The 19478-nt window shown below is 41.5% G+C and carries 22 protein-coding genes; 5 read left to right on the top strand and 17 right to left on the bottom strand.

What is annotated here, in order from left to right; genetic code table 11:
* Window positions 1-3 precede the first annotated feature (3 nt).
* The 5 genes from OM33_RS08590 (at window position 4) to OM33_RS08570 (ending at window position 2219) form a co-directional block, all read left to right on the top strand.
* Window positions 4-282, top strand: coding sequence for a hypothetical protein (locus tag OM33_RS08590; RefSeq protein WP_038640887.1), 279 nt, complete (start codon window positions 4-6; stop codon window positions 280-282).
* 19 nt (window positions 283-301) lie between these two features.
* On the top strand, window positions 302-1027 hold the full coding sequence (locus OM33_RS08585; protein WP_038640884.1) for a DNA-methyltransferase: 726 nt from the start codon (window positions 302-304) through the stop codon (window positions 1025-1027).
* A 167-nt stretch (window positions 1028-1194) separates the two neighbouring features.
* Window positions 1195-1719 (top strand): hypothetical protein, encoded by a 525-nt coding sequence (locus OM33_RS08580; RefSeq protein ID WP_038640883.1) that lies wholly within the window; start codon window positions 1195-1197, stop codon window positions 1717-1719.
* A gap of 22 nt (window positions 1720-1741) precedes the next feature.
* Complete coding sequence (locus tag OM33_RS08575; RefSeq protein WP_038640882.1) at window positions 1742-2014, top strand: hypothetical protein; 273 nt, start codon at window positions 1742-1744, stop codon at window positions 2012-2014.
* A gap of 25 nt (window positions 2015-2039) precedes the next feature.
* Window positions 2040-2219, top strand: coding sequence for a hypothetical protein (locus OM33_RS08570; RefSeq protein ID WP_199922430.1), 180 nt, complete (start codon window positions 2040-2042; stop codon window positions 2217-2219).
* A gap of 426 nt (window positions 2220-2645) precedes the next feature.
* On the opposite strand, the gene OM33_RS08565 is transcribed toward OM33_RS08570, so the two are convergent.
* From OM33_RS08565 to OM33_RS08490, 17 genes are all read right to left on the bottom strand, one after another.
* Window positions 2646-3167, bottom strand: coding sequence for a hypothetical protein (locus tag OM33_RS08565; protein ID WP_038640879.1), 522 nt, complete (start codon window positions 3165-3167; stop codon window positions 2646-2648).
* Window positions 3164-4546 (bottom strand): hypothetical protein, encoded by a 1383-nt coding sequence (locus tag OM33_RS08560; RefSeq protein ID WP_038640878.1) that lies wholly within the window; start codon window positions 4544-4546, stop codon window positions 3164-3166. The genes OM33_RS08565 and OM33_RS08560 overlap by 4 nt, the downstream gene beginning before the upstream one ends.
* Window positions 4546-4902 (bottom strand): DUF7265 domain-containing protein, encoded by a 357-nt coding sequence (locus OM33_RS08555; protein ID WP_038640877.1) that lies wholly within the window; start codon window positions 4900-4902, stop codon window positions 4546-4548. Before OM33_RS08555 ends, OM33_RS08560 begins: the two co-directional genes overlap by 1 nt.
* A gap of 5 nt (window positions 4903-4907) precedes the next feature.
* Entirely contained in the window at window positions 4908-6374 is a 1467-nt protein-coding gene (locus OM33_RS08550; protein ID WP_038640875.1) for a phage head spike fiber domain-containing protein, read from the bottom strand.
* The gene (locus OM33_RS08545; RefSeq protein WP_038640871.1) at window positions 6374-7216 is read right to left on the bottom strand and encodes a hypothetical protein; all 843 of its coding nucleotides are present in this window, start codon (window positions 7214-7216) and stop codon (window positions 6374-6376) included. The genes OM33_RS08550 and OM33_RS08545 overlap by 1 nt, the downstream gene beginning before the upstream one ends.
* Window positions 7213-8616, bottom strand: a complete 1404-nt coding sequence (locus tag OM33_RS08540; RefSeq protein WP_038640869.1) for a hypothetical protein — start codon at window positions 8614-8616, stop codon at window positions 7213-7215. Before OM33_RS08540 ends, OM33_RS08545 begins: the two co-directional genes overlap by 4 nt.
* Window positions 8613-13841, bottom strand: coding sequence for a coiled-coil domain-containing protein (locus OM33_RS08535; RefSeq protein ID WP_038640866.1), 5229 nt, complete (start codon window positions 13839-13841; stop codon window positions 8613-8615). Before OM33_RS08535 ends, OM33_RS08540 begins: the two co-directional genes overlap by 4 nt.
* The gene (locus tag OM33_RS08530) at window positions 13831-14109 is read right to left on the bottom strand and encodes a DUF1799 domain-containing protein (protein ID WP_038640862.1); all 279 of its coding nucleotides are present in this window, start codon (window positions 14107-14109) and stop codon (window positions 13831-13833) included. Before OM33_RS08530 ends, OM33_RS08535 begins: the two co-directional genes overlap by 11 nt.
* An 80-nt stretch (window positions 14110-14189) precedes the next feature.
* Window positions 14190-14639: a hypothetical protein gene (locus OM33_RS08525; RefSeq protein WP_038640861.1), complete on the bottom strand. Its 450-nt coding sequence runs from the start codon at window positions 14637-14639 to the stop codon at window positions 14190-14192.
* An 86-nt stretch (window positions 14640-14725) separates the two neighbouring features.
* Entirely contained in the window at window positions 14726-15655 is a 930-nt protein-coding gene (locus OM33_RS08520) for a phage tail tube protein (RefSeq protein ID WP_038640859.1), read from the bottom strand.
* A gap of 11 nt (window positions 15656-15666) precedes the next feature.
* The gene (locus tag OM33_RS22530; protein WP_199922429.1) at window positions 15667-15837 is read right to left on the bottom strand and encodes a hypothetical protein; all 171 of its coding nucleotides are present in this window, start codon (window positions 15835-15837) and stop codon (window positions 15667-15669) included.
* Between the two features lie 41 nt (window positions 15838-15878).
* On the bottom strand, window positions 15879-16610 hold the full coding sequence (locus OM33_RS08515; RefSeq protein WP_038640856.1) for a hypothetical protein: 732 nt from the start codon (window positions 16608-16610) through the stop codon (window positions 15879-15881).
* Window positions 16607-17176, bottom strand: coding sequence for an HK97 gp10 family phage protein (locus tag OM33_RS08510; RefSeq protein WP_038640855.1), 570 nt, complete (start codon window positions 17174-17176; stop codon window positions 16607-16609). The genes OM33_RS08515 and OM33_RS08510 overlap by 4 nt, the downstream gene beginning before the upstream one ends.
* Window positions 17173-17487 carry a hypothetical protein gene (locus tag OM33_RS08505; RefSeq protein WP_038640853.1) on the bottom strand — a complete coding sequence of 105 codons (315 nt, stop codon included), beginning with the start codon at window positions 17485-17487 and terminating at the stop codon, window positions 17173-17175. Before OM33_RS08505 ends, OM33_RS08510 begins: the two co-directional genes overlap by 4 nt.
* Window positions 17487-17822, bottom strand: coding sequence for a head-tail connector protein (locus tag OM33_RS08500; protein WP_038640851.1), 336 nt, complete (start codon window positions 17820-17822; stop codon window positions 17487-17489). The genes OM33_RS08505 and OM33_RS08500 overlap by 1 nt, the downstream gene beginning before the upstream one ends.
* A gap of 21 nt (window positions 17823-17843) precedes the next feature.
* A complete protein-coding gene (locus OM33_RS08495; protein WP_038640849.1) occupies window positions 17844-18137 on the bottom strand; it encodes a hypothetical protein in 294 nt (97 codons plus the stop codon).
* Window positions 18138-18186: 49 nt separating this feature from the next.
* The gene (locus OM33_RS08490) at window positions 18187-19467 is read right to left on the bottom strand and encodes a phage major capsid protein (RefSeq protein WP_038640847.1); all 1281 of its coding nucleotides are present in this window, start codon (window positions 19465-19467) and stop codon (window positions 18187-18189) included.
* Between the last annotated feature and the right edge of the window lie 11 nt (window positions 19468-19478).

Below are 19478 nucleotides of genomic sequence, written 5' to 3'. Positions count from 1 at the left end.
TTTATGGCAAAGGCAATTGTAGATTTAGAGCTAGAAATAGCAGTCGGTATCGAGGGTTTTGCCCTTATGAAGCTTGATGAAAAAATTAATCAAACGTTTGGTTTTGCTCCAAGCGATGACCTTGAATTTGTTTTACATGATATGCACCAAGTTGGCATCGATGATTGGGTTAAAAGCAATATTGATGACATACCAGAAGAAGTCGGTATTTATTCATTTCATGGGCGCGGTGAATTTACAGAAGATAGCGCTGATTACAGCATAACTTGCATTAACGTTTAAATGGGAAATTTTTAACTCGATGTTTGAATTGCAAAAAGGCGATTGCCTGCAGCTAATGCCCAAATTAAATGACAAAAGTGTTGATATGATTTTCGCAGATCTACCTTTTGGCACAACCAAGCAAAGCTGGGATAAAGTCATTGATATGGTTGCTTTATGGAAAGAGTACGAGCGCATTATTAAAGATGACGGCGCAATAGTTTTGTTTGCAAAGCCACCGTTCGACAAAGTACTGAGCTGCAGTAATTTGAAACGCTACCGTTACGACTGGATTTGGGAAAAAACACGCGCAACAGGTCATTTGAACGCGAATAGAATGCCATTGCAGGCACATGAAAATATTTGTGTTTTCTACAAAAAGCAGCCTACTTATAACCCTCAGAAAACAACGGGCCATAAGCCAGTAAATAGTTTTTACACTAGACACAACGGCGAATGTTATGGAGCCAGCAAAGTTAGTTCTGGTGGTGGTAGCACAGAACGTTACCCACGCAGTGTTTTGAATTATGCCCCTGTACCAAATAATGAGCGGTTGCACCCAAACCAAAAGCCAGTCGATTTACTCAAGCATCAGATACTAACTTACACAAATGAGAAAGATTTGATACTGGATAACACTACAGGGGTGGCATCTACTTTAGTGGCCGCTATCGAATTAGGGCGTGAATGTATAGGCATGGAGAAAACGCCTGATATTTACGAAACAGCACGTAAACGATTGCAGCGATATTCAGCTGCAGCTTAGATGGGAAATTTTATGGCTTGTAATAATCATACACCTTGCCCCGATGGTTATTTAAATTGGCATGATTGGGCTAAGAAAATGAGTAAAACTCACAGGCAAACTAAGTGCCCTGATTGCAGTAAATATGTAGTTTGGGTTCCAAAGAAAGGTAAATAGGAAATTTTGATATGTCAGAAGAAACTAATAAAGCTGTGTCTTTTGAAAGAGTGCGAAGCTCGGTACCAAAAAACTCAGTAGGCATACTGGCTTATTCAACAGTTCTATTTCACAGCCGTTTAGGGGAAATCGCTATATCAGGTTCTGATAGAGATACTGTTTGCACAGCTTTTAACAGACTAAAAACAAAGTCTACTACTTCATGTGACCCTGATAGATTGCAAGAAGTGTGTTTTTTCAAACAAGATGACTTAGAAGATAACAATGAGAATTTTGAGCAGTTGAATAGTACACCTTGGCAACCTATGGAAACAGCTCCTAAAAATGGTGATGAAGTTATTTTGTATGTAGAAAAAAGAGCTGGCATACCAGGCGGTTTTTTAGTTGGTCATTATATGGGGGGTGGTCATTGCATAGAGGATCATCCACCTATAGATGCAGGTTGGTATTTTTGGAACGGTTGTCAATTTGACCTTGCATCTAAACCGTTGGCGTGGATGCCTCTACCAAAGGTACCTACAGGCTTTAAATACTAACACTTTTTAAATGGGAAATTTTATGTCACAACAACAAGCTGTAGAAATAACGGCAAAACTTTATCAGTGTCGTGAACAACAAATATTCTTAGGTGGTGAAGATGGCTTTATTCAAATGTTTGATAAGTGGAAGCCAGTTGTTGAGGCTGCGATGAATAAACATCAATGCTCTGAACTGCCAGCGTTAATTGAGCTTTTAAAATTGGCTGAATCGAAACCTGACGGTGGAATGATGATGCATGTACTTAATGCTGTTGTTTGCGAAATGTTAGAGCCTACGGTTACGGCTCATTAATTAAGTGGGAGTGGTTGAGGTAATTATGAACTACAGGCTTTTAGAACATGATGAAGTCATTCAGTCAGGCGATGAGTTTTTAGAAGATGATGCGAAGACTTGGACGGAGATTACAGATAAAAGTCCTTGTTCTTGGACTATAGGGATGAAGTGGAAAGGCCGTGGTTTAAAACCAATGCGACGTAAAGTACAAAATAACAATTAGCGATATAGGAAATCATTTAGGCTGTAAAAATTTAGTTTGGGGAGGTTTAAGTACCATCCCCTGCTCCGCTGCCTAAACCCGCACCCGGTATTGCGCTTTGAACCGCATCGGCAGCAACTGTAATACTTGCACCAAAACCACATACCAAAACACCAATGAATAATAAGACTTGTTTTATTTCAATTCTCCTTTCTAAAAGTTAGTCTTAAATAAAATCAGGTCTCATTATACGAAGGAAAAAATTTATTTCACCCGTTGGGCTGGGGTTGTAGTTTTTAGCTACACGTTATCGAGCCAGCGAACAAAACAAACATCGCAGTTAAAAATAGCGACATAATAAACGCGATACTTAACGTAATTAACCACCACAAGCGCGTATGATCAGAAAAGTAGTTAACTAATCCATTGCACAACTTAAGCGACAGTTTAAGCAGAAACATAGTTAAACATCGCTTTAATATCAGCACGCACTTGCTGCTTTAAATCACTCATTGGTTTGCGGCCATCAAGCGATGCGTTATCACCAAACACTTTTTTATAAGCAATCTCTGCGCTTGGTTCGTCATCAAACTTAAAACACCAAAGCCGCCAAATTGGATGAACGTATAACAAATCAAGCTCAACACTTGTTAGCCTTACAATCGTTAGCGCATCAGCATCAAGCACAGGGAACACAGCTTTAATCATTTCAGCTTGATTGTCTGTGCTGTCTTCGCTCGCTTTGTAACGCACATCAAGCAACGCATTATCATTGAGTGAGTCAAAGTCAGCAATATGGCCCGTGTAATGACTGAACACTCTTACACCTTTACTTTGCTCTGTGTCAGACTCATCGTGACAAACGCCATGCCAGCTACCGCCGATTTGTGATTTGAATGTCTCGATAACATTATTAGCAGGTGTCGCAGCATATAGCGCTACGTTGTTTATTAAATATCTGTAGCTCATTGCGCCCCCATATCTAGCAAACTTTGCACTATTAACGTGTTTATAGTGCCAGCAAATCCTGTGCTTTTGCTTTGCAAATAGCATGTTGACGCTTTTGCTGTTACAGCATAAATTTGCTTTCCACTCGCTGTAAAGCTTAAGCTATCGGTTGAGTCAAAATTTACTAAATGCATATCACCACTGGCAATATCTGCATCAATTGTAATTAAATATTTACTACCAATGACAAAGCCCGTAATCGTAATAATGCCTGACCAAGCGTTAGTCTGATTGACAGACATATTCAATGCTTTGTAATCAGCTAAACCAACCCAAGCATTACGCTCTGAATTCCAAGTAAACTGCTCTTTGTTATCGTCAGTAACGTTAACAAATTCAGCATAGTAAGAAGCTTTTTTGATTGAGCTTTTTTTGAAAATAACAGCGTTTGTTGTTCTTGGTGAAACATACAACCTGACGAAAGCCTCAGTTGTTGTAAACAATACTTCATTTACTCCCCTGCTTATTAATTGATATGCACTATTATAAGCAAGTAGGTTGACGTCCTCGTTTGCTTCTACTTTGAATAAATAAGATTCGTTTGGCGTTACAGGAAAGCTTAGAATTCGAGCGCCATACGCTAAATTATTAGGGCTACCGTGCGAGGTTTGCACTGACCAAGAATCACTTGTCAGCTTTGTCACTGTTCCTGCATTTGCCACAACAAATGGATTGTCAGCGTAAAGCTCCACACCCAACGGCTGCGCCAGATTAGGAATAATGGTCGTGCCATGTGGCGCGCTTAGATCATGGTCAATAATCTTCTGACCATTTTTAGTGAATTTAAACTCTAAGAAGCGACACGTAGCAAGCTCGTTAATACGATGGATAGTAAAAGGTATCCAAGATTCGGCACCAATATGTGTTCCTATAGCCTTAACACCATTAACAATATAATCCATCTCCTTGCCCGTTCTCACGATTTTAAGGCGGTTGAACTTTGTAGGAAACTCTGGATTTCTGTCTTCTGGCGCACAATCAGCATAATATGCAGTCTGCGTGTGCTTCATCTCTAGTTGTAAAGAACCGTGCTCCCACGCTGCACCACCATCTACATATTTATTCTTTTTTAACCGAAACGCGGGGGTATCATCAGAGGCATTACCCTGAACGATAGAATCATAATTAGGATCATCGCGTTCAACTTGTACCACCATTTCAAACTCAAAATCGTCTTCTGGTGCAACCTCTATTTTTTGCTGCACGTTAATAAAGCCGCCGTCTGATGATTTTAACAATGCAATATTACGTGGCCGCTCAATTCTTAGCGCTTCACGCACAAATTTGGCAGCGAGCGACGGGCTGCCAAGTTGCACAGGAAACGGCAGATAGTTAATCATTATGATCTCCTAACAACTGCTTTAAATGATGTTGCGCCAGCAATACCACTTAGTGTGATGCTAGCTTTTTCAAAGTGGCCGTAAGCGTGCGGCTGTGCACGGTTTGCGTTGTCGCTATCGCTTGCGTTAAATGTGCCGTTTGTTACATCAAGTGTCACACCTGGCAAGTTGTCAATTGCGCCATTTTCTGTGACAACCTGGCACGTAACAATGCCAGCGCTTGGAATGACCTTATTGCCGCCAGCATCGAAAAACACAATCTGCTCAAAAAACGTTTTATCATAGTCTAGCGACATACTGTTTGATGAATGTACGCCATCTAGTGTGCTACCTTGAATCAAAATTCGTTTACTCATTTTAATTACTCCGAATACGTTGAGCTATAAAGCGCTGCAATTGCATCTGGCGATGCAGCATATGCGTGTATATCTGCACTAACAAATGTTCCTGCTGTATGTTGGCTGTTGTTAAATTGCGACATTACTGAACAAACAGAATCAAGCTTAACCATTGGGTATGTTCCCACCTTTTTATAACTCGCTGAAACACCATTCAGATAAAGCTCGATTTGGTTATTGCGGTGCACAACCACTATTTGATTAAAACCTGGTGTTAACCCCCCACGTATATCTGTAAACGCTCCATATTCACCAAACCTAAACAATATAGATTTGGCTTTTTCAACTATCAGAGCCATTGAAAAGCCTGACAGCGATGTGGGTGCTACGTTAAATAAAAGGGTTGTCTCATTTGGTACATTTAAATAAGCGTTAAACACCAACGTCCACGCACTATCAAACGGCGGGAAATTATCTTTGGTTGGGAACGTTAAAAAGTCGGCTTGTACTGTGCGCTGTGCAGTTGTTGTTCTAGCTAGCGGTGTTGGTTGTGCTGAATCTGTCACAATGGTATCACCAAGATAAAGCGAACCAGCGCTTGCCGTGGTATCTGGTTCATATGGATCAACGCTTGGGTAAACAGCAAGTATTGCTGATGTATTGCCGCTTGCGTTATTTTGCACGCCAATGTGTAGCACACCAACACCATTTGCTTGCCAATCGAACTTATAAAAAGCAGGTGTACCGAACAACACTTGAGGCACTGACGCACGCAAATCAATGACTACGGATTGAGTAACTGGCGTTGCGCCTCCTGTGAGCGTTAGCTCAACTTTAATATGTGTTGCGTCATCTGCTTTTAACTCAACAGCCGCAGTTTTAACAAGGTTATCGTTTGTAATACCTGTTGCCGTGTTACGTATTGCACCGACTGCACCTTTGCTATTAGTAACGCGGGTTAATGTTAAATTGCCGTTTGTATCTTCACCTGCGCTTGGCAATATCGTGACGTTGTCTTTAGTCCAGGCTGCGTTGTTATGTGTTGCTGATTGCAGTAATAAATTTTTAAAGGTTGGTGCTAATTGTTCGCCCCGAGTTGTAAAACAACGCTCATTAGCTGCTGCAAGTGCGCTTTGGCCATAGCGATTGTAATATTGTCTGTCAGCTGTTGCGTTAGTAAACGCAACACCACCTGCAACACGGCTTAGATCATAACGCTGGCCACTAATATGCGTTAACGGGTTCATTAATTTATAAAGCTCAATTGTTGAGAATGGCGCAAGTACAATTGCGCTGGCTCTATCTGCTTGCTGCTTCGCCAGCTCTGCATGCGACGCAGCATCCTCCGCAGCATCTAACTGCGCGTTATAGCCAATGATGCTGTTTTGTACTGCAGTAAAAAGCGCTTTTAATTTTGTTAAAAATGTAAAGCCGAAATCATCCGCGCTAAATTCATCTTTAGGCACGGTAATACGTGAAGGGGTACTCATTAGCATTCTCCAATATTGAAATCTTGTGTGTAGAGGTTATAAGCCACACCTTTAAGTGGCTCTATAGTTGTAAACTTGCACGCATATGCGTTATCAAATTCTTTTTGATTATTTAATCCAGGGTAAAGCGATATAAACCAATCTTTGTGGGTTGTTACATCACGCATAGCGCTTGATAAAAACGGCACATCAGCATCGTTAAGCCAATTAAGTGAAAAGCTATTTTCTCTGAAAGTTGGCGCTTGCTGGCTATGCAGTGAGCCACCATCTGTTCTAAACTGTTCGCCGTTGCTATTAATGGTAAATGTACTTCCGTAAGCAAAATTAACAGCAGGCGAAAAATGGCGCCCCATGTAAATGCGGGCAATATCAAGTTGGTTATCAATATTTAGCGGGTCTTTAATCGTGATGCGGTATGACTTGGCAAAAACGCCTTCAAACCAAAGTTGGCTAAATCGCGTCTGCAAATTTTTAATTACTGATGAAACAATAGGCTGTATGCGCCAATCCCAATCTCGCACCGTTACTTGTTGTATTACACCAATTTCGCCTGAATCATAAACACGCTTACCAAGTTGGTTTACATCATTAAATAGCTCTAAACGCATTAAACCAGCGTCGCTAAAATTCGTGCGCCAAAGCACCAAAGCAGAAATTAAAACTAAATCAGCAAACTCACCAACAATTTGTATTTCACTGCTATCAGTAGAGCGAAAAATATCTGAATTGCCGTATTTCTGCATATTTTTTAGCGGCAGCGTTGGCACTTCTGCCCCTACGTTCATTGAAATACTGGCGCGATCAAACTCATTATTGATTAACATGCGAATTTTATTATTCATTGCCAAAAGTCCAGTGAAATTTTGTTAGTTAAAAGGTTTTCAGCAAACCGTGTAATGATTGCGTGATTGCCGTTCTGTGCAGGTGTTTCAAGTGATATTTCATCACCCAAATTCCATTGGAACGGTGCAGCAAGTTGCTCTGTTTCATTGACATAACGCGCAATACTTTTTAACGCTAATCTGCGTGCTAACTCAGTTTGTGCGTCGTCTTTATTAGCTATTAGTGTTGGCGTTGTAATGCTTAAACCATTAACCGCATTGCTATCAGATACTGTTAACTGCTCGTTTGATAACTGCTGTGCAAGCGTTGGGTTTGTGTCAAATACACGTGCAGCAACATTTGCTAAAACAGTCCAGTTTTTTTGATACCCGAGTGTCAAATTTTGTATAGGTTTTAATCGGTGGCGTTGCTGGCGCGTAAACTCAATATTTTGGTCATCGCGCAAGGTTTTGTTGGCTGTGCCTGTGGTGCCTGAGAATTGTTTAAAAACAAATGTACCCAATCGGGAAAAGTACCAATAACCACCAATAGAGATTGCAATTTGGTCTAGTAAATCACTGTAGGTTGTATCGTTATCAATATAAATTCCGAGTGTATAGCTCGGCAGCACACCAAATGTAATTGCATAACCTAAACGTGTGCCGATTAAATAGTTGACAATCTGGTTTGAAGTTTTAACGTACTGGCCACCAATTACAGCGCCGTTTATATCCAACGTAATATTGCCAACTGGCTGCACTAAAAATGTAATTGTTGAGGCTATTAAATCAACGGTGTAATTTGTTGGGTTTACTAAATCACCGTTGAATTTAACCGCATTAACAGCGCTGCTTTGCACACTATTAAATTTGTATGTATGAGTAGCTGCGTTAATTAACTTGGGTGTGATATTGAAACACTGGCCAAGGGCTAATGGCAGCAATTCGCCCTCGCTTGGCCCTGCAGTAAACACACTCGTTAAAATAGGTATGTCTAATGCGCTGGCTTTGTCTTTAAACTCAATGCTAACTTTATCTTTACTTTGTTCAACAGTGTCAGCAACGCCAACAAAGACTTGCATAAATTGCGTTTTGCTCCATGTTTTATCGCCAATGTAAATTTTGATTTTACAGTTCTCAACATCATTTAAACTTCGTGTAAAGCTCGTTGGCACTAGCTCCAAATCACTAATCGACGACGCACTCTTGCCAAAAAACACTTCACTCATTGTGCGCACAATTTCAAGACCGCCAACAATCGCATCTTGGTATGCTTGGTGGGCTGGCACGTCAGAACCGCTCGACACAAACGGACAGTTAGCAAAATATGCTGTTTTAGTTTGCTCATTATCGATGTAATCAAGTTCAACAATTACGCAACGAAATAAGCCAGGCGTATTTAGCCAGTCGTGAAATGTCATGCAATAGACCTCGCAGAAACCTCGTTAACTCGCTTTAACTCTTTTTGCGAGCTTTCGCTGAACTTAGCAATTCGCTCTAATCGAGTGATTGCAACTTTGTTATCACTTACAAGTTGTTTGTTAAGCTGCGTTTGCTCTTCAAGTTTTGCACTCAGTTCTCTGTTAAGCTTTTGCGACTCATCAACAACACGTTCTAGTAACTTATTTTGTGCATTAGTTTGTGGTGCCAAGTCTTTGATTGGATCGGGCCAAATAATGTCGATCGGCGAAAAATCAGGAGGCAATGTCACTTTTTTATTTCTATCTAGTTCAATCGCTTCTTTTGTTTTAATAATCGCTGTTTCAATGCACTCAAGCTGAGTTGTGTGCACGTTCAACACGTCTATTTGCGCTGCACTTGCAGCCAGGATTAACTCTGCTTCTTCTGCAAACACTGCGCGAACATCTGCGAACTCTTGTTCTAGCGTTTCGTTTATTTCTTCCAAGTCTGCACTTAATTTGGCCTCAAGTTCAGCAATTGCACTATCTCGCTCGTCTGCAGCTTCAAGCTCTAAACTTTCAAGCAGCAATTTTATTGCTTCTAACTCTGCAATAGTTGTTTGCTGTAGCAATAATTTAGCTGCTTCAAACTCTGTCAATTCAAGCTCTTGATTAGCAATTGCATCAGCAATTGCATTTGAGTCGCTCTCATATGCAGCTGTTAGGTCAGCAATATTTGCTGCAAGTTCCTCGGCGGCTTTTTCTTCAAGTGCTGCTGTTAATTCCTGCAGTGCTTTCAGTTCGGCAATTGTTGAATTTGCTAGGCTTATTTTTTTATCTTCAAATGCTGCAATGCGAGGGTGTGGTGCAGGGCCAACATTGCGAGCAGGGGCTATCTTCTCAAAAACATTGTGTACGCTATCAAAAACGCTGTCATAGTTAGCAGGATTATAGTCACGGCTTAGCTCTAAATAACGCGAGCCAACGCTTTGCAATTGCGACATTGCCTCCGTGTCACCTCGGCGTGCACGTGCTGTTAATGATTCAAACTGCCTTTTTGCTTCATCAACTTGCGCCGCATTTGTGAGTGAGGACAAGTCACTAATTAATAGCGAGTCTGCTGCTTGTTTTAACTGTTTTGCGGCATTATTTAGCGCATCAAAACTGGCAAGCTGCGCGCTATGTGCTTGCTCTTGTGCTGACTGGTTTGCATTAATGGCTGCAAGCTCTTGGCTGTAGCGTGCCGCTATTGCGCTGTTAAGCTCCTCAATGCGTGCTAGCTCATCGGCATTAGCTTCACCTGTTAGGTTGCCATATAAACCGCTTATTGCTGTGTTACTGTAGCCAATTGCATCAAAGCCAGGTAACGACGATTCAATTTTATAAATTGCCGCATCAATGCTGCTTGCTGTTTTGTTTATCGTTGCAGCTAATTTATCAAAGTCACGCTGTGCGTTACTTATTGCTTTTTCAAATGTATTTGTAAGTGTTTGCCGCTCAGCGTTAAGCGCATCAATGTTAGATTTAGCGGTATTAATCAGCCCATCATAACCTGCAAGCTCAGCATTAAAGCGGTTTAAAATCGCTGCTTGCAGTTCATCGAGTGCATTTAACTGCTCTTCAATGGTGCCACCTTCAACGCTGCTTTGGTAATTCTCTCGGGCACTTGCTTCAACGCTGCCTAAGTAATCAATGTTGCTTAGCTCACCCATCGCAATGTGTATTTCAGCAATACTTGCTGACAGTGCCAGGCTAAATTCGTTAATGGCGTCGATGCGCTCATTGTAAAGTGACACTTCAACGTCAACGGCCGCAGCAAACGCATTGTTTGCTGCTTCTCGCGCTTGCTCGGCTTTATCTATTGCCGCATTAATATATTGCTCAGCAATTTCTAACCGTTTTTTACCATACAAGGTCTCTAAATGTGCCGTTTCAGCGCCTAACGCCTCAGCCTCAGCTTTCATTTGCTCGTACCAGTCATTTAAATCTAGCGCGGCAAGTTCGAGGTCTGATTTACCTATACGGTTAATCTGTTCAATAATATCGTCATTAAACGCTTTTCTTCGCTCCGCCAGCTTGCGCTCTGCTTCTGCGGCTTCTGCGGCTTTATCCTTTTGGTTTTCAACTGCGTCATAGTATTGGTCTAAAATTGGTAGAAGTGCCATAAGTGCCGCATACATTTCTTGACCAGATTCGGTTGATAAATCTAAACCGTCAATAATGTTTTTAAAGCCATCACGTGTACTCGGCAACGCCAACCCCAACTCGCCAAACTGTTGAATTAATTGCTGTGATAAAAACTCATATTGTTCTGTGTCTGTTAAAAATTCAGAGTAATAGGTGCTAGCAGCATCGACCAGCGCCTCAATGCCGCCAACAAGCTCAATAATGTTTTGGCTTGCGCCAATCATATCTAAGCCCGTCAAATCGCCTAGACTTTGGCCTGTATAATCCAATGCGCGGTTAAATACTGCTTGCTCTTGTGCAACACGGATCAAAGTGTCATATAAGCCTTCGCCCACTTTTTGAAACTCACCAATTTGCGGTAAAAGATGTTTTGCCATCAAATCAGCTTGCTTACTAAATGCAGCTTGCAGCTCAGCCTCTATCTCTTCGCCACTTAAATCTTTTAACGATAAATTAGGAATGCTTATTACAAAGGACTCAAGCGCATTCGCAGCATCAAGACCTAGGATATCTAGTGCTTCAGTAAGTGTGTCACCCATTGATGTGAAGATGAGCGCTAATTCAGATGATAGTTGTGCATCAAGTGAATCATATTCGGTGTTGTATTTAGTTGATGACTTTAATCCCCAAAATTTCTTTTTCTTGGTTTTAATGTCGGCATAGGTTGCGGCATCAACTAAACCACGCTCAATGACATCACCCATGGTTTGCGTAAAGAAAGTGATACCAGAATCAACGAGTGATTTTTTCGTTGAACTAAACGAACCAATGATTTTATCGAGTATGCCAAGCGGATCAATTTGCGTTAAGCCACCAACCAAGGTGCTTTCTAACTTACTTGTGGTGCTTACTTTGCCTAATTCACCAGAGTAACTATTTTCATCAAAACGCCCGAAATTACCGACAATACTTGTTGCTAGTCTCGTAATATTTCGATTCAAATCGTTCAAAGCGCTATTCATAGCTCGCATTTCAGCGTACTGATCGAGCTCTAATTCTTCTGCGCGTTCTAGTGCATTGAGGATAGATTCAGATTTTGCATCGGCATCACCTAGAATCGTTCCTGTTCCCTGATTTGATTGACGTTGCTGTGTTGAACTTGGCGCACTGCCTGATGCTGAACCACTAAACACACCTAAGCCAGCCATTAGCGCCGCCATTGCCGCAATTCTTGCAAATGCGGTATAAGGATCACCACTACCTTGATTTGTAATTGCAGTTAGTGCGTTTGCTGCTGCCTTTTTAAGCGCCAAAGCTGTTTCAACAATTGCAAAAGCAGTTTCAATTTTGTGTAATTTTTCACGCGCAGAGCTCTGCTCATCAAAGAACTGGCCAGCAGCTCTTGCCATACCAGCATAAGAGTTCATGTTTGACTGCAACCGGTTATCAGCTAAGTTCGTTTCTGCATTGCCTATTTGAGTTAAATTTGATTTGGCAGAAGCAGCTCGCGCTGTATCTCCTGATTCAACAGCTTTCAAATACTCATCATTGTATTTTATGCGTTGCGCGGCCAGTTCGGCTTCAAGCTGCGCGAATTGTTGCTGCTTTGCGATCATGTTATCCAATTGCTGTGCAACTGAACCAAATGCTGAAACAATTACATCTGATGTATTCGATAACGAGCTATTTAGCGTTTCAGATTTTTTAATTAATTTATCGAGCGCTTGCTGCTCTTTTTTGATTTGTGTTTCACGTGATTTGTTATTGTTTGTTGAGCTACCATTTTTACGTGCTTCTTTATTGGCTTTCGCCTGTGCTTTTGCTGCAGCTTCTGCGTTTTCTTTTACGCCTTTCCACCAATTCGCAAGATTATCGCTTGGCTCAAATGACTTAAGTTCTTCAAACTCAGTGCGTGATTTCTCAAGCGTGCTGTTCATAACCGCTGCAGCAGCCTCAATATCTTCTGCTGAGACAGTAAAACCCTCACTTTTTGAGGCGAAGTCACCAAGGCTGTTACCCATAGCAACTAGACCTTCATCACCAAGGAAATTGCCAGCAGCAAGCAAGATTTGTGACCAGCCATTAGCAATCGTTGCTAATGTTAGAGTGAAAGGTTTTAATACAGCATTAATTACTTGCGCGGTTACATCGGAAATACTCGCTAATGCATTCATGCCGCCCGAACCGATTTCGAGCCAACCAATTTCAACGAGTTTTAATACCTTTCGTAATGTATGAACACGATCCAATACAAAACCAATACCAGTAACAGTGCCTTCAACGATATTCGTAAATACATCTTGCCAACCGCCCCAGCTAGTAACTGTATCAACAATGCCTGCATTGACTGCAGATAAGGCTGGTGCCATGGCAACAGTCAAATGATTTGATGCACCTGTGATTAAGCCGCCCATGCGGTCAAATTCGCTAGCAGCTTGCGCCACCATTGCAGCATCAACTTCACTTAATGAGACACCAAGTAAGCGTGCTTCTTCTTGCGCAGCTAATAAGCCTGCTGCACCATTTTCAAGTAGTGGCAATAATCGACTAGCTTCATCAGCGAGTGATTCAAGATAAAAAATCTTTTCGCCTTTGGTGCCTACTTGATCTAAGCCTTCAGCAATCGCTAATAACTGCTGATCCGGTGTTTTTGATTTCAGCTCATCGATTGATAAACCTAAGTTTTCAAAAATGTCGGCTGCTTCACCGCCACCAGTAGCGACAAAGTCACCAATTTTATCTTGCGTATCTTTGAAGATATCGCCAATTTTATCGGCACCAATACCGACTTTATTCGCGGCATAAGTCCACTCGGTTAACGTTTCGGTAGATACATTAAATGCTTGCGCAGTTGCATTAATTTCTTTAATTGCTTGAGTTCGCAAACTGCCAGCAAGCAAACCAACAGCTGCAGTTAAACCGCCAACAATTGCAACACCACCTGAGAAGCGCGCAAGCATGTTTCCCATTTGCGCTTTTGTTTTCTTGGATTCAGTTTGCGTGCTCTTTTGTGTTTTATTAAGCTTGCCTAACTCATCTTTAGTGAGTTTTAGAGCGCGAACACCGCCTTTAGCATCACCAGTGATCAGAATGCCGGTTTTATAGCTTTTACTTGCCATTTAATACCTCGGCTGCACCTGCAGCTATATGCTTAATATCAAAAAAAAGTTGTTGGCGAATTGATTTATCGATATCGAAAATTTCAAACGCGGATTGAATTGATTGGTTATCTATAGCCGTGTAAAAGATACCGGCCATGCTTGAAACGATACGCCATTGATCTGCTACAGACTGATAAAGCTCAAATGCTCGAACGTTTTCAGCCCATAGTTCTAATGGTTCTGGTTTTTTCTTTGAAAGGGTTTTCTCGACAAACTCAAGCGGCAAACCAAGCGCAGCAGCTTCTTCTTCAATATCTTCTGCACTTCGCTCTCGTTTGCCACCATGATAGGCTTTGCCGAGTTCGACTAGTTTTTTAAGCGCTGCTCTTCACGTACTGATCCTGTTGCTTTAAATAAACCATCAAGCAGTGCTTTGAAGTATGGTTCCCAACGAAGCGCCTCTTCTAAATTATCTTCATTAAACTCAAAAGCAGCACCACCGCTGTCTTTTAGGTCCCACCCCTTTAAGTAATCTCGAACAAGGTTTTCTGACTCTAAATCAATTTCGTTAATACGTGCTTCAATTTCAGCTTTACGCTCAGCATCATCATCGGTTAGCTGAATGAGTTCTCGCGATAAAGCGCGTACTTCATCCATAGCCGCTTGGACGGTCCGCTTGATATCTTTTGCCGCGTTACGGTCTAAACGTGTGAAAGTCGCACTAAATTTAATTTTTTGTGTGCGCATACCTTCAGTAACTTCTGCAACACATGCCACTTTGATTTCAGGATTAGTACCGATTAATGATAAAGCCATGATAATTTCTCTCTTAGTCGTTAATTTGATTTGGTCGTAAAGGAAAAGCCGCAAGCGCCACGACCAAAGCGCAAGCGGCAAAGAAGTTACTTAAAGATAAGTTTTGGCGCTTCTAAGAAGCGGATATCAGCCTGAAAACCAACATCACCATCGATATCGGATTCTGAAATATTACTTAGTTGAACACGCGCAGAAACAATCTCGATGATGTTTCCGCCGACTGTGCCATGAACAAGTTTGAATGCTTGCTCAGTCACGCCATTATGCGATTCAGCGTCGGCAAAATAGTTTTTAGCCGCGATATCAGGTGCAATAAACGTAACTTGACCAGTAGGTTCAAAGTCTCCATGCGCTGATGATTCAGAATTAGGAATGTTTCGGTGATTAACACCACCACCAAAGTTAATGCTGCCACCGGTCATCTTGAGCGCTTGACCACCTAATTCAACTGTCACAGTGTTATCTTTGTTGATAGGAAGTGGATCAGCATAATTACTATATGCAATGGTTACTGGATTACCTCCTGGGGATGGTCGCACATATGAACCTTTGCAGTTACCAAACTGCATACGAACAAACTGGTTAAAGTCGATTGACAACTCACCGCGTACACCATGTGTCTTCTGGATCATCTTGCCGCCAGTGTGACGAACAAGCGTTACCGTTTTCGATTTATTGTGACTCAGTTCATATGTAACGGTTTCACTTCCTGGTGTCGCAGTATCAACCGTTTCAACAAAGCCACATGCTTGCAGTAAACAACCGAAAGCTGGTGCAGTGCCTTTAGTGCCAGAGCCTGCTGCATCAATATTGAATGACCACGTTGAATGCGGCGATTTATTGATTTCAGGGCCTACGCTCGGAATAACTGAATCAACATTACGTGTAACTTTCTCACCGTCATATTGCGTAACTGAAATACCGTCAACGGTTTCCATTACATGTGTGCCGTCAACACCTGGATCAACACCTTCGCTAACTTCCAGCATTGCAAGCAAAATTGAATTTAACTTCATCGCGCTTTACCTTATTTTTTCTGGCTTTGCTTCGGTTGCTTAGCCGGTTGTTTATCTTTCGGTGTCCAAGCTTTTTTTGCAGCTTCTTCACCACGTTTTTTTAATTCAACTTCACAGTTAAGCGGCTCTGACGCAACTGTCACTTTGCCGTCTGTTCCTGTGTGAATTGTGCGTTTAGGCATGGTTTTCTCCAGGCAATAAAAAAGCCGCTGTATGCGGCTTGTTAATTAGATTTATGTGTATATGAATTTTCAAAAACATACCGATACATGGATAACCGTCCGTCTATATCCAATGGGTTGCCTTTTCGTAATTCCATATTGCTGTGGTTGTCGCTTTCGCACCAACCTATCAAAGAGTTTTCAATGCCTGCTTTAATTGAAGACATGTTGCCTTGGTTAGTTAAAACAATCACACCATACGTTTTTGTTAATTGCTGGCGTGTACGCGATGCTGATTGCGATGGACTGGCACTTGTATCGAGTTCATAAACCAAAATGGCAGGTAACTTACTATCACCGCTAGAAGCAGGAACAGTAAAACTAACCTCAATATTCTGCCTAAATGATTCACTAGAAGAATCGTAATCTTGAAGCCAATCGGTGAGCTCTAAAGCAAACTCACTTGTTTCAACCATGGTTTTTAATGTCGCGACTAACGCAAAGCTTTCATCACGCGATTTTGCTCTAAGCTCTGTCACATATACATCTGTGTGTGCGATCTTTCTACTATCAATTTCTAGCGGTCTACTCGATACAAGATTTATGACACAACTCTCTGAAGCAGGATTATCATTTAATCTAAACGTTTCAGTTTCGGGAATAACCGTCTTTACAGATGAAAACATCAAATGAGAAGTGTCCAGCTTTGGTTGGGTATTATCTCCCCCGGCTTCAACAATTGAAAACGTTGGAAAAGTGTCTTTCAGCTTAGCAATTAGATTTGAAACACTCATAACCTATCCAAATATCGAGAAAGACCTTTATAAAAGCCTGCATTTATATCGTTTGCCGCTGCATCATGTGCTTTGGCCATCCAGCCAGTTGCTTTGATACCAGGGTGACTTACTGAACCTTTAGCAAAATAGAAAGAAGTTGATGAACTACCTGCTTTAGATATTCTCATCGTTTTGCCGTGATTTTTTTTACGAACAGAAATGCTGTGCGAACGTGCGCCAAACTCTAATATATGTGCATAGTAACTTGGGTTTATCCCTGCTACTTTGCGGTTTGGGCCAACAATGATTGCATACTGTTCTTCTTCAAGCTTGGTTGTATCTTTTTGGCCTTTTCCAACTAACAACAAGGCGTTTTGCTTTCGCTTGCCGCTCAATGTTTGGTGACCAATTGATTTTGAAAGCCTACCCGTACGATCCGGTGCATCTGCCTTCATTTGTTTTTTTACTGGCGCTGATGCAGTTCGTAAACCTGCACGAATCGCTTTTGTCTTTAATCCATTTTCTAACTTGTCTAACTCTTTATTGAGTGCAGCAATGCTAGGATTAAATTCAAAATCAATCATTTTAAAGCCTTACAATAAACATGTATTTCAGTTGGCTTACCTAAAACACCGGTTACCGATAAAAGCGCATTATTTACCTCAACCACAAAGTCTTCTTCAATTACTACCGGTTGAGGCTTGTTAAACTTAATGACGTATTTATTTTCTGTGATTTCTTGCGCGTCAACGATACGGCCTGATGTGGCCGTTTGTTCGAACTTGCAACGTATACGCAATTTTTCAACGAGCTTATTTTCAGAACCATACTTGCCCTGCACTTTTTCATCTTGTGAAAAAATTGCTAGCCACTTTAATTCTCCAGGTCTAAGCATTACCCAATCACCACTTCGTCAAAGCTTGCCAGTAATGCACTTAATGCACGATTCTCATATTGCTGTGCATCTGTTGTTGACTCACGGTTTACATACAAATCAGAAACAACCAACAAAATTGCTTGTTGTAACGCCGCTTTGCTTGAGGCTTTCAAATCTTCGATAACAATTGCATTTGCTACATCGCCAGCTTCACCCTGCGTGTTGAAAATAGGACGTTGCAGTTTACCTTCAATAAGACCTAATGAGGCAGTTATCAAACTAGTGATAAATGAGTCATCAAGCGTATGATCGATATTTAATTGCTGTTTAGCTTGTGCTAATTCGACTACCATAAAAACCTCAAACAAAGCGGATTACTTCGCTTTTTCTGCAACAAACTCTTTTGCCACTGCTGGCGTGATTGCTAGAATTTTTTTAGCTCTCTTTACTTCAAAAGTAGCTACATCGCCATTTGCATAATTACGGTAAGGAGCTACAAAGTGAATTGTTAACTCACCTTCTAAATTCAGCTCTTCTTCATTAGCTACAGATTCAAGCTCATTCAAAATCACTTTGAGCTCATCGTTGCTTTTACCATCTGTTTGAATGGTTTTCTTTTGTTCTTCCGCTAACTTTCCGATAGCTGCCAAAAGTTCTGCTTTATTCATGATTTTCTCCAATTGAGCTAGCCGCAACTAGCAGCTAGCTCTTAATAAATTACCAAGTAACGCCAGTGCCTAGCGCAAGACCTTCATTGTGACGGAAACCAACATCGTTACCAGTAACAACACGCAGAACTGATTGGTTACGAGAGTACGCAGAAACCAAATTACCAGCATTATCGTTATAAGTAGCTTCACGGCTGAAATCGATTGTTAGTTGATCTGATTCACCGATAATTACATCATTCCAATCAGCGAAATAGATTTCTGATTCGTTAGTACCTGCACCTAAATTTGCAGGAATTGTTGAAGTGTGTTGAACCGGGTAACCTTTAAGCTGCATTTGTGCCAACTCAGGATAAACAAGGTTGCCTTTACCATCACGAAGACCTTTAAGCGTCATAAACGTGCGAGGACTTAGACCCCAGCCAGGCGAAACAAGTAAAGAGTCTGATTCCATCACTTTTAGGATGAGTGAATTAAGATAAGCGTCGATTTCAGCAACTGTTTTGGAGCCTGACCATGCAACGGTTTGACCAGCAGTTGTGGCTACTGCTTTAAAGCCAGTAGGAGTATTGTTTGTACCATCATCACGCAAAAATGCTTTATCTTGTCGTGTTGCAATCGCGGCGATCATATCGCTTAAGAAAATTTGCTCCACTGCAAAACCAGACTTACCGATCAGCTCATTCGACATTGGTACGATGGTCATTTGTGTTTTTGATGATAGTTTCACATCATCTAATTGACCGCTTTCAGCATTTTGAGCATCATTCTCACCTTTGTAGCTCGAAGTCGCACCACCTATCAGGCGAGGAATAGAAAGGTTACCACTCACAAGCGGCATCACGCGCGCACCTAGAGAACGAACAACCGCTTTAGGACGAAGCAGTTCAATTACTTCTGATGCAATGTTTTCAGGTACTAGCACACCACCCGAATTAGATGCAGTAGAAAGGGCCATTGCTACTTCTTTGTCGCCTAGTTCGCTTTCAGCAAACTTAGCTGCATCTACCGGATTGTTTTCTGCGGCTGCAACTGACATTGCAAAGCGCGCAGCTTTAGCACCAGGATATACAGCTGGAGCTTTCTTAGACTGAATAGCAACGTCTGCAGTAATTGCTGATTTTACTGGTTCAGCTGTGGCTGCTGCCATTTTTTCTGCTTGTTCTGCACGACTGATTTTAGCTGTAAGCTCATCAAACTGAGTGCTCAGTTCAGTAAATTTTGCTTGGTCTTCTGCTGAAAGTTGTTCACCTTTTTGCTCTTTATCAGCAAGCGCTTTTACTTGATCAGCAATAGCCGCTTGTTCGCGGCGCATTTGAGTAATACCCATGGGGTTTTCCT

The sequence above is a fragment of the Pseudoalteromonas piratica genome, assembly GCF_000788395.1.
GTDB lineage: Bacteria > Pseudomonadota > Gammaproteobacteria > Enterobacterales > Alteromonadaceae > Pseudoalteromonas > Pseudoalteromonas piratica.
The sequence above is the reverse complement of the archived record's forward strand: the minus strand, read 5'-3'. Positions and strand labels throughout refer to the sequence as shown.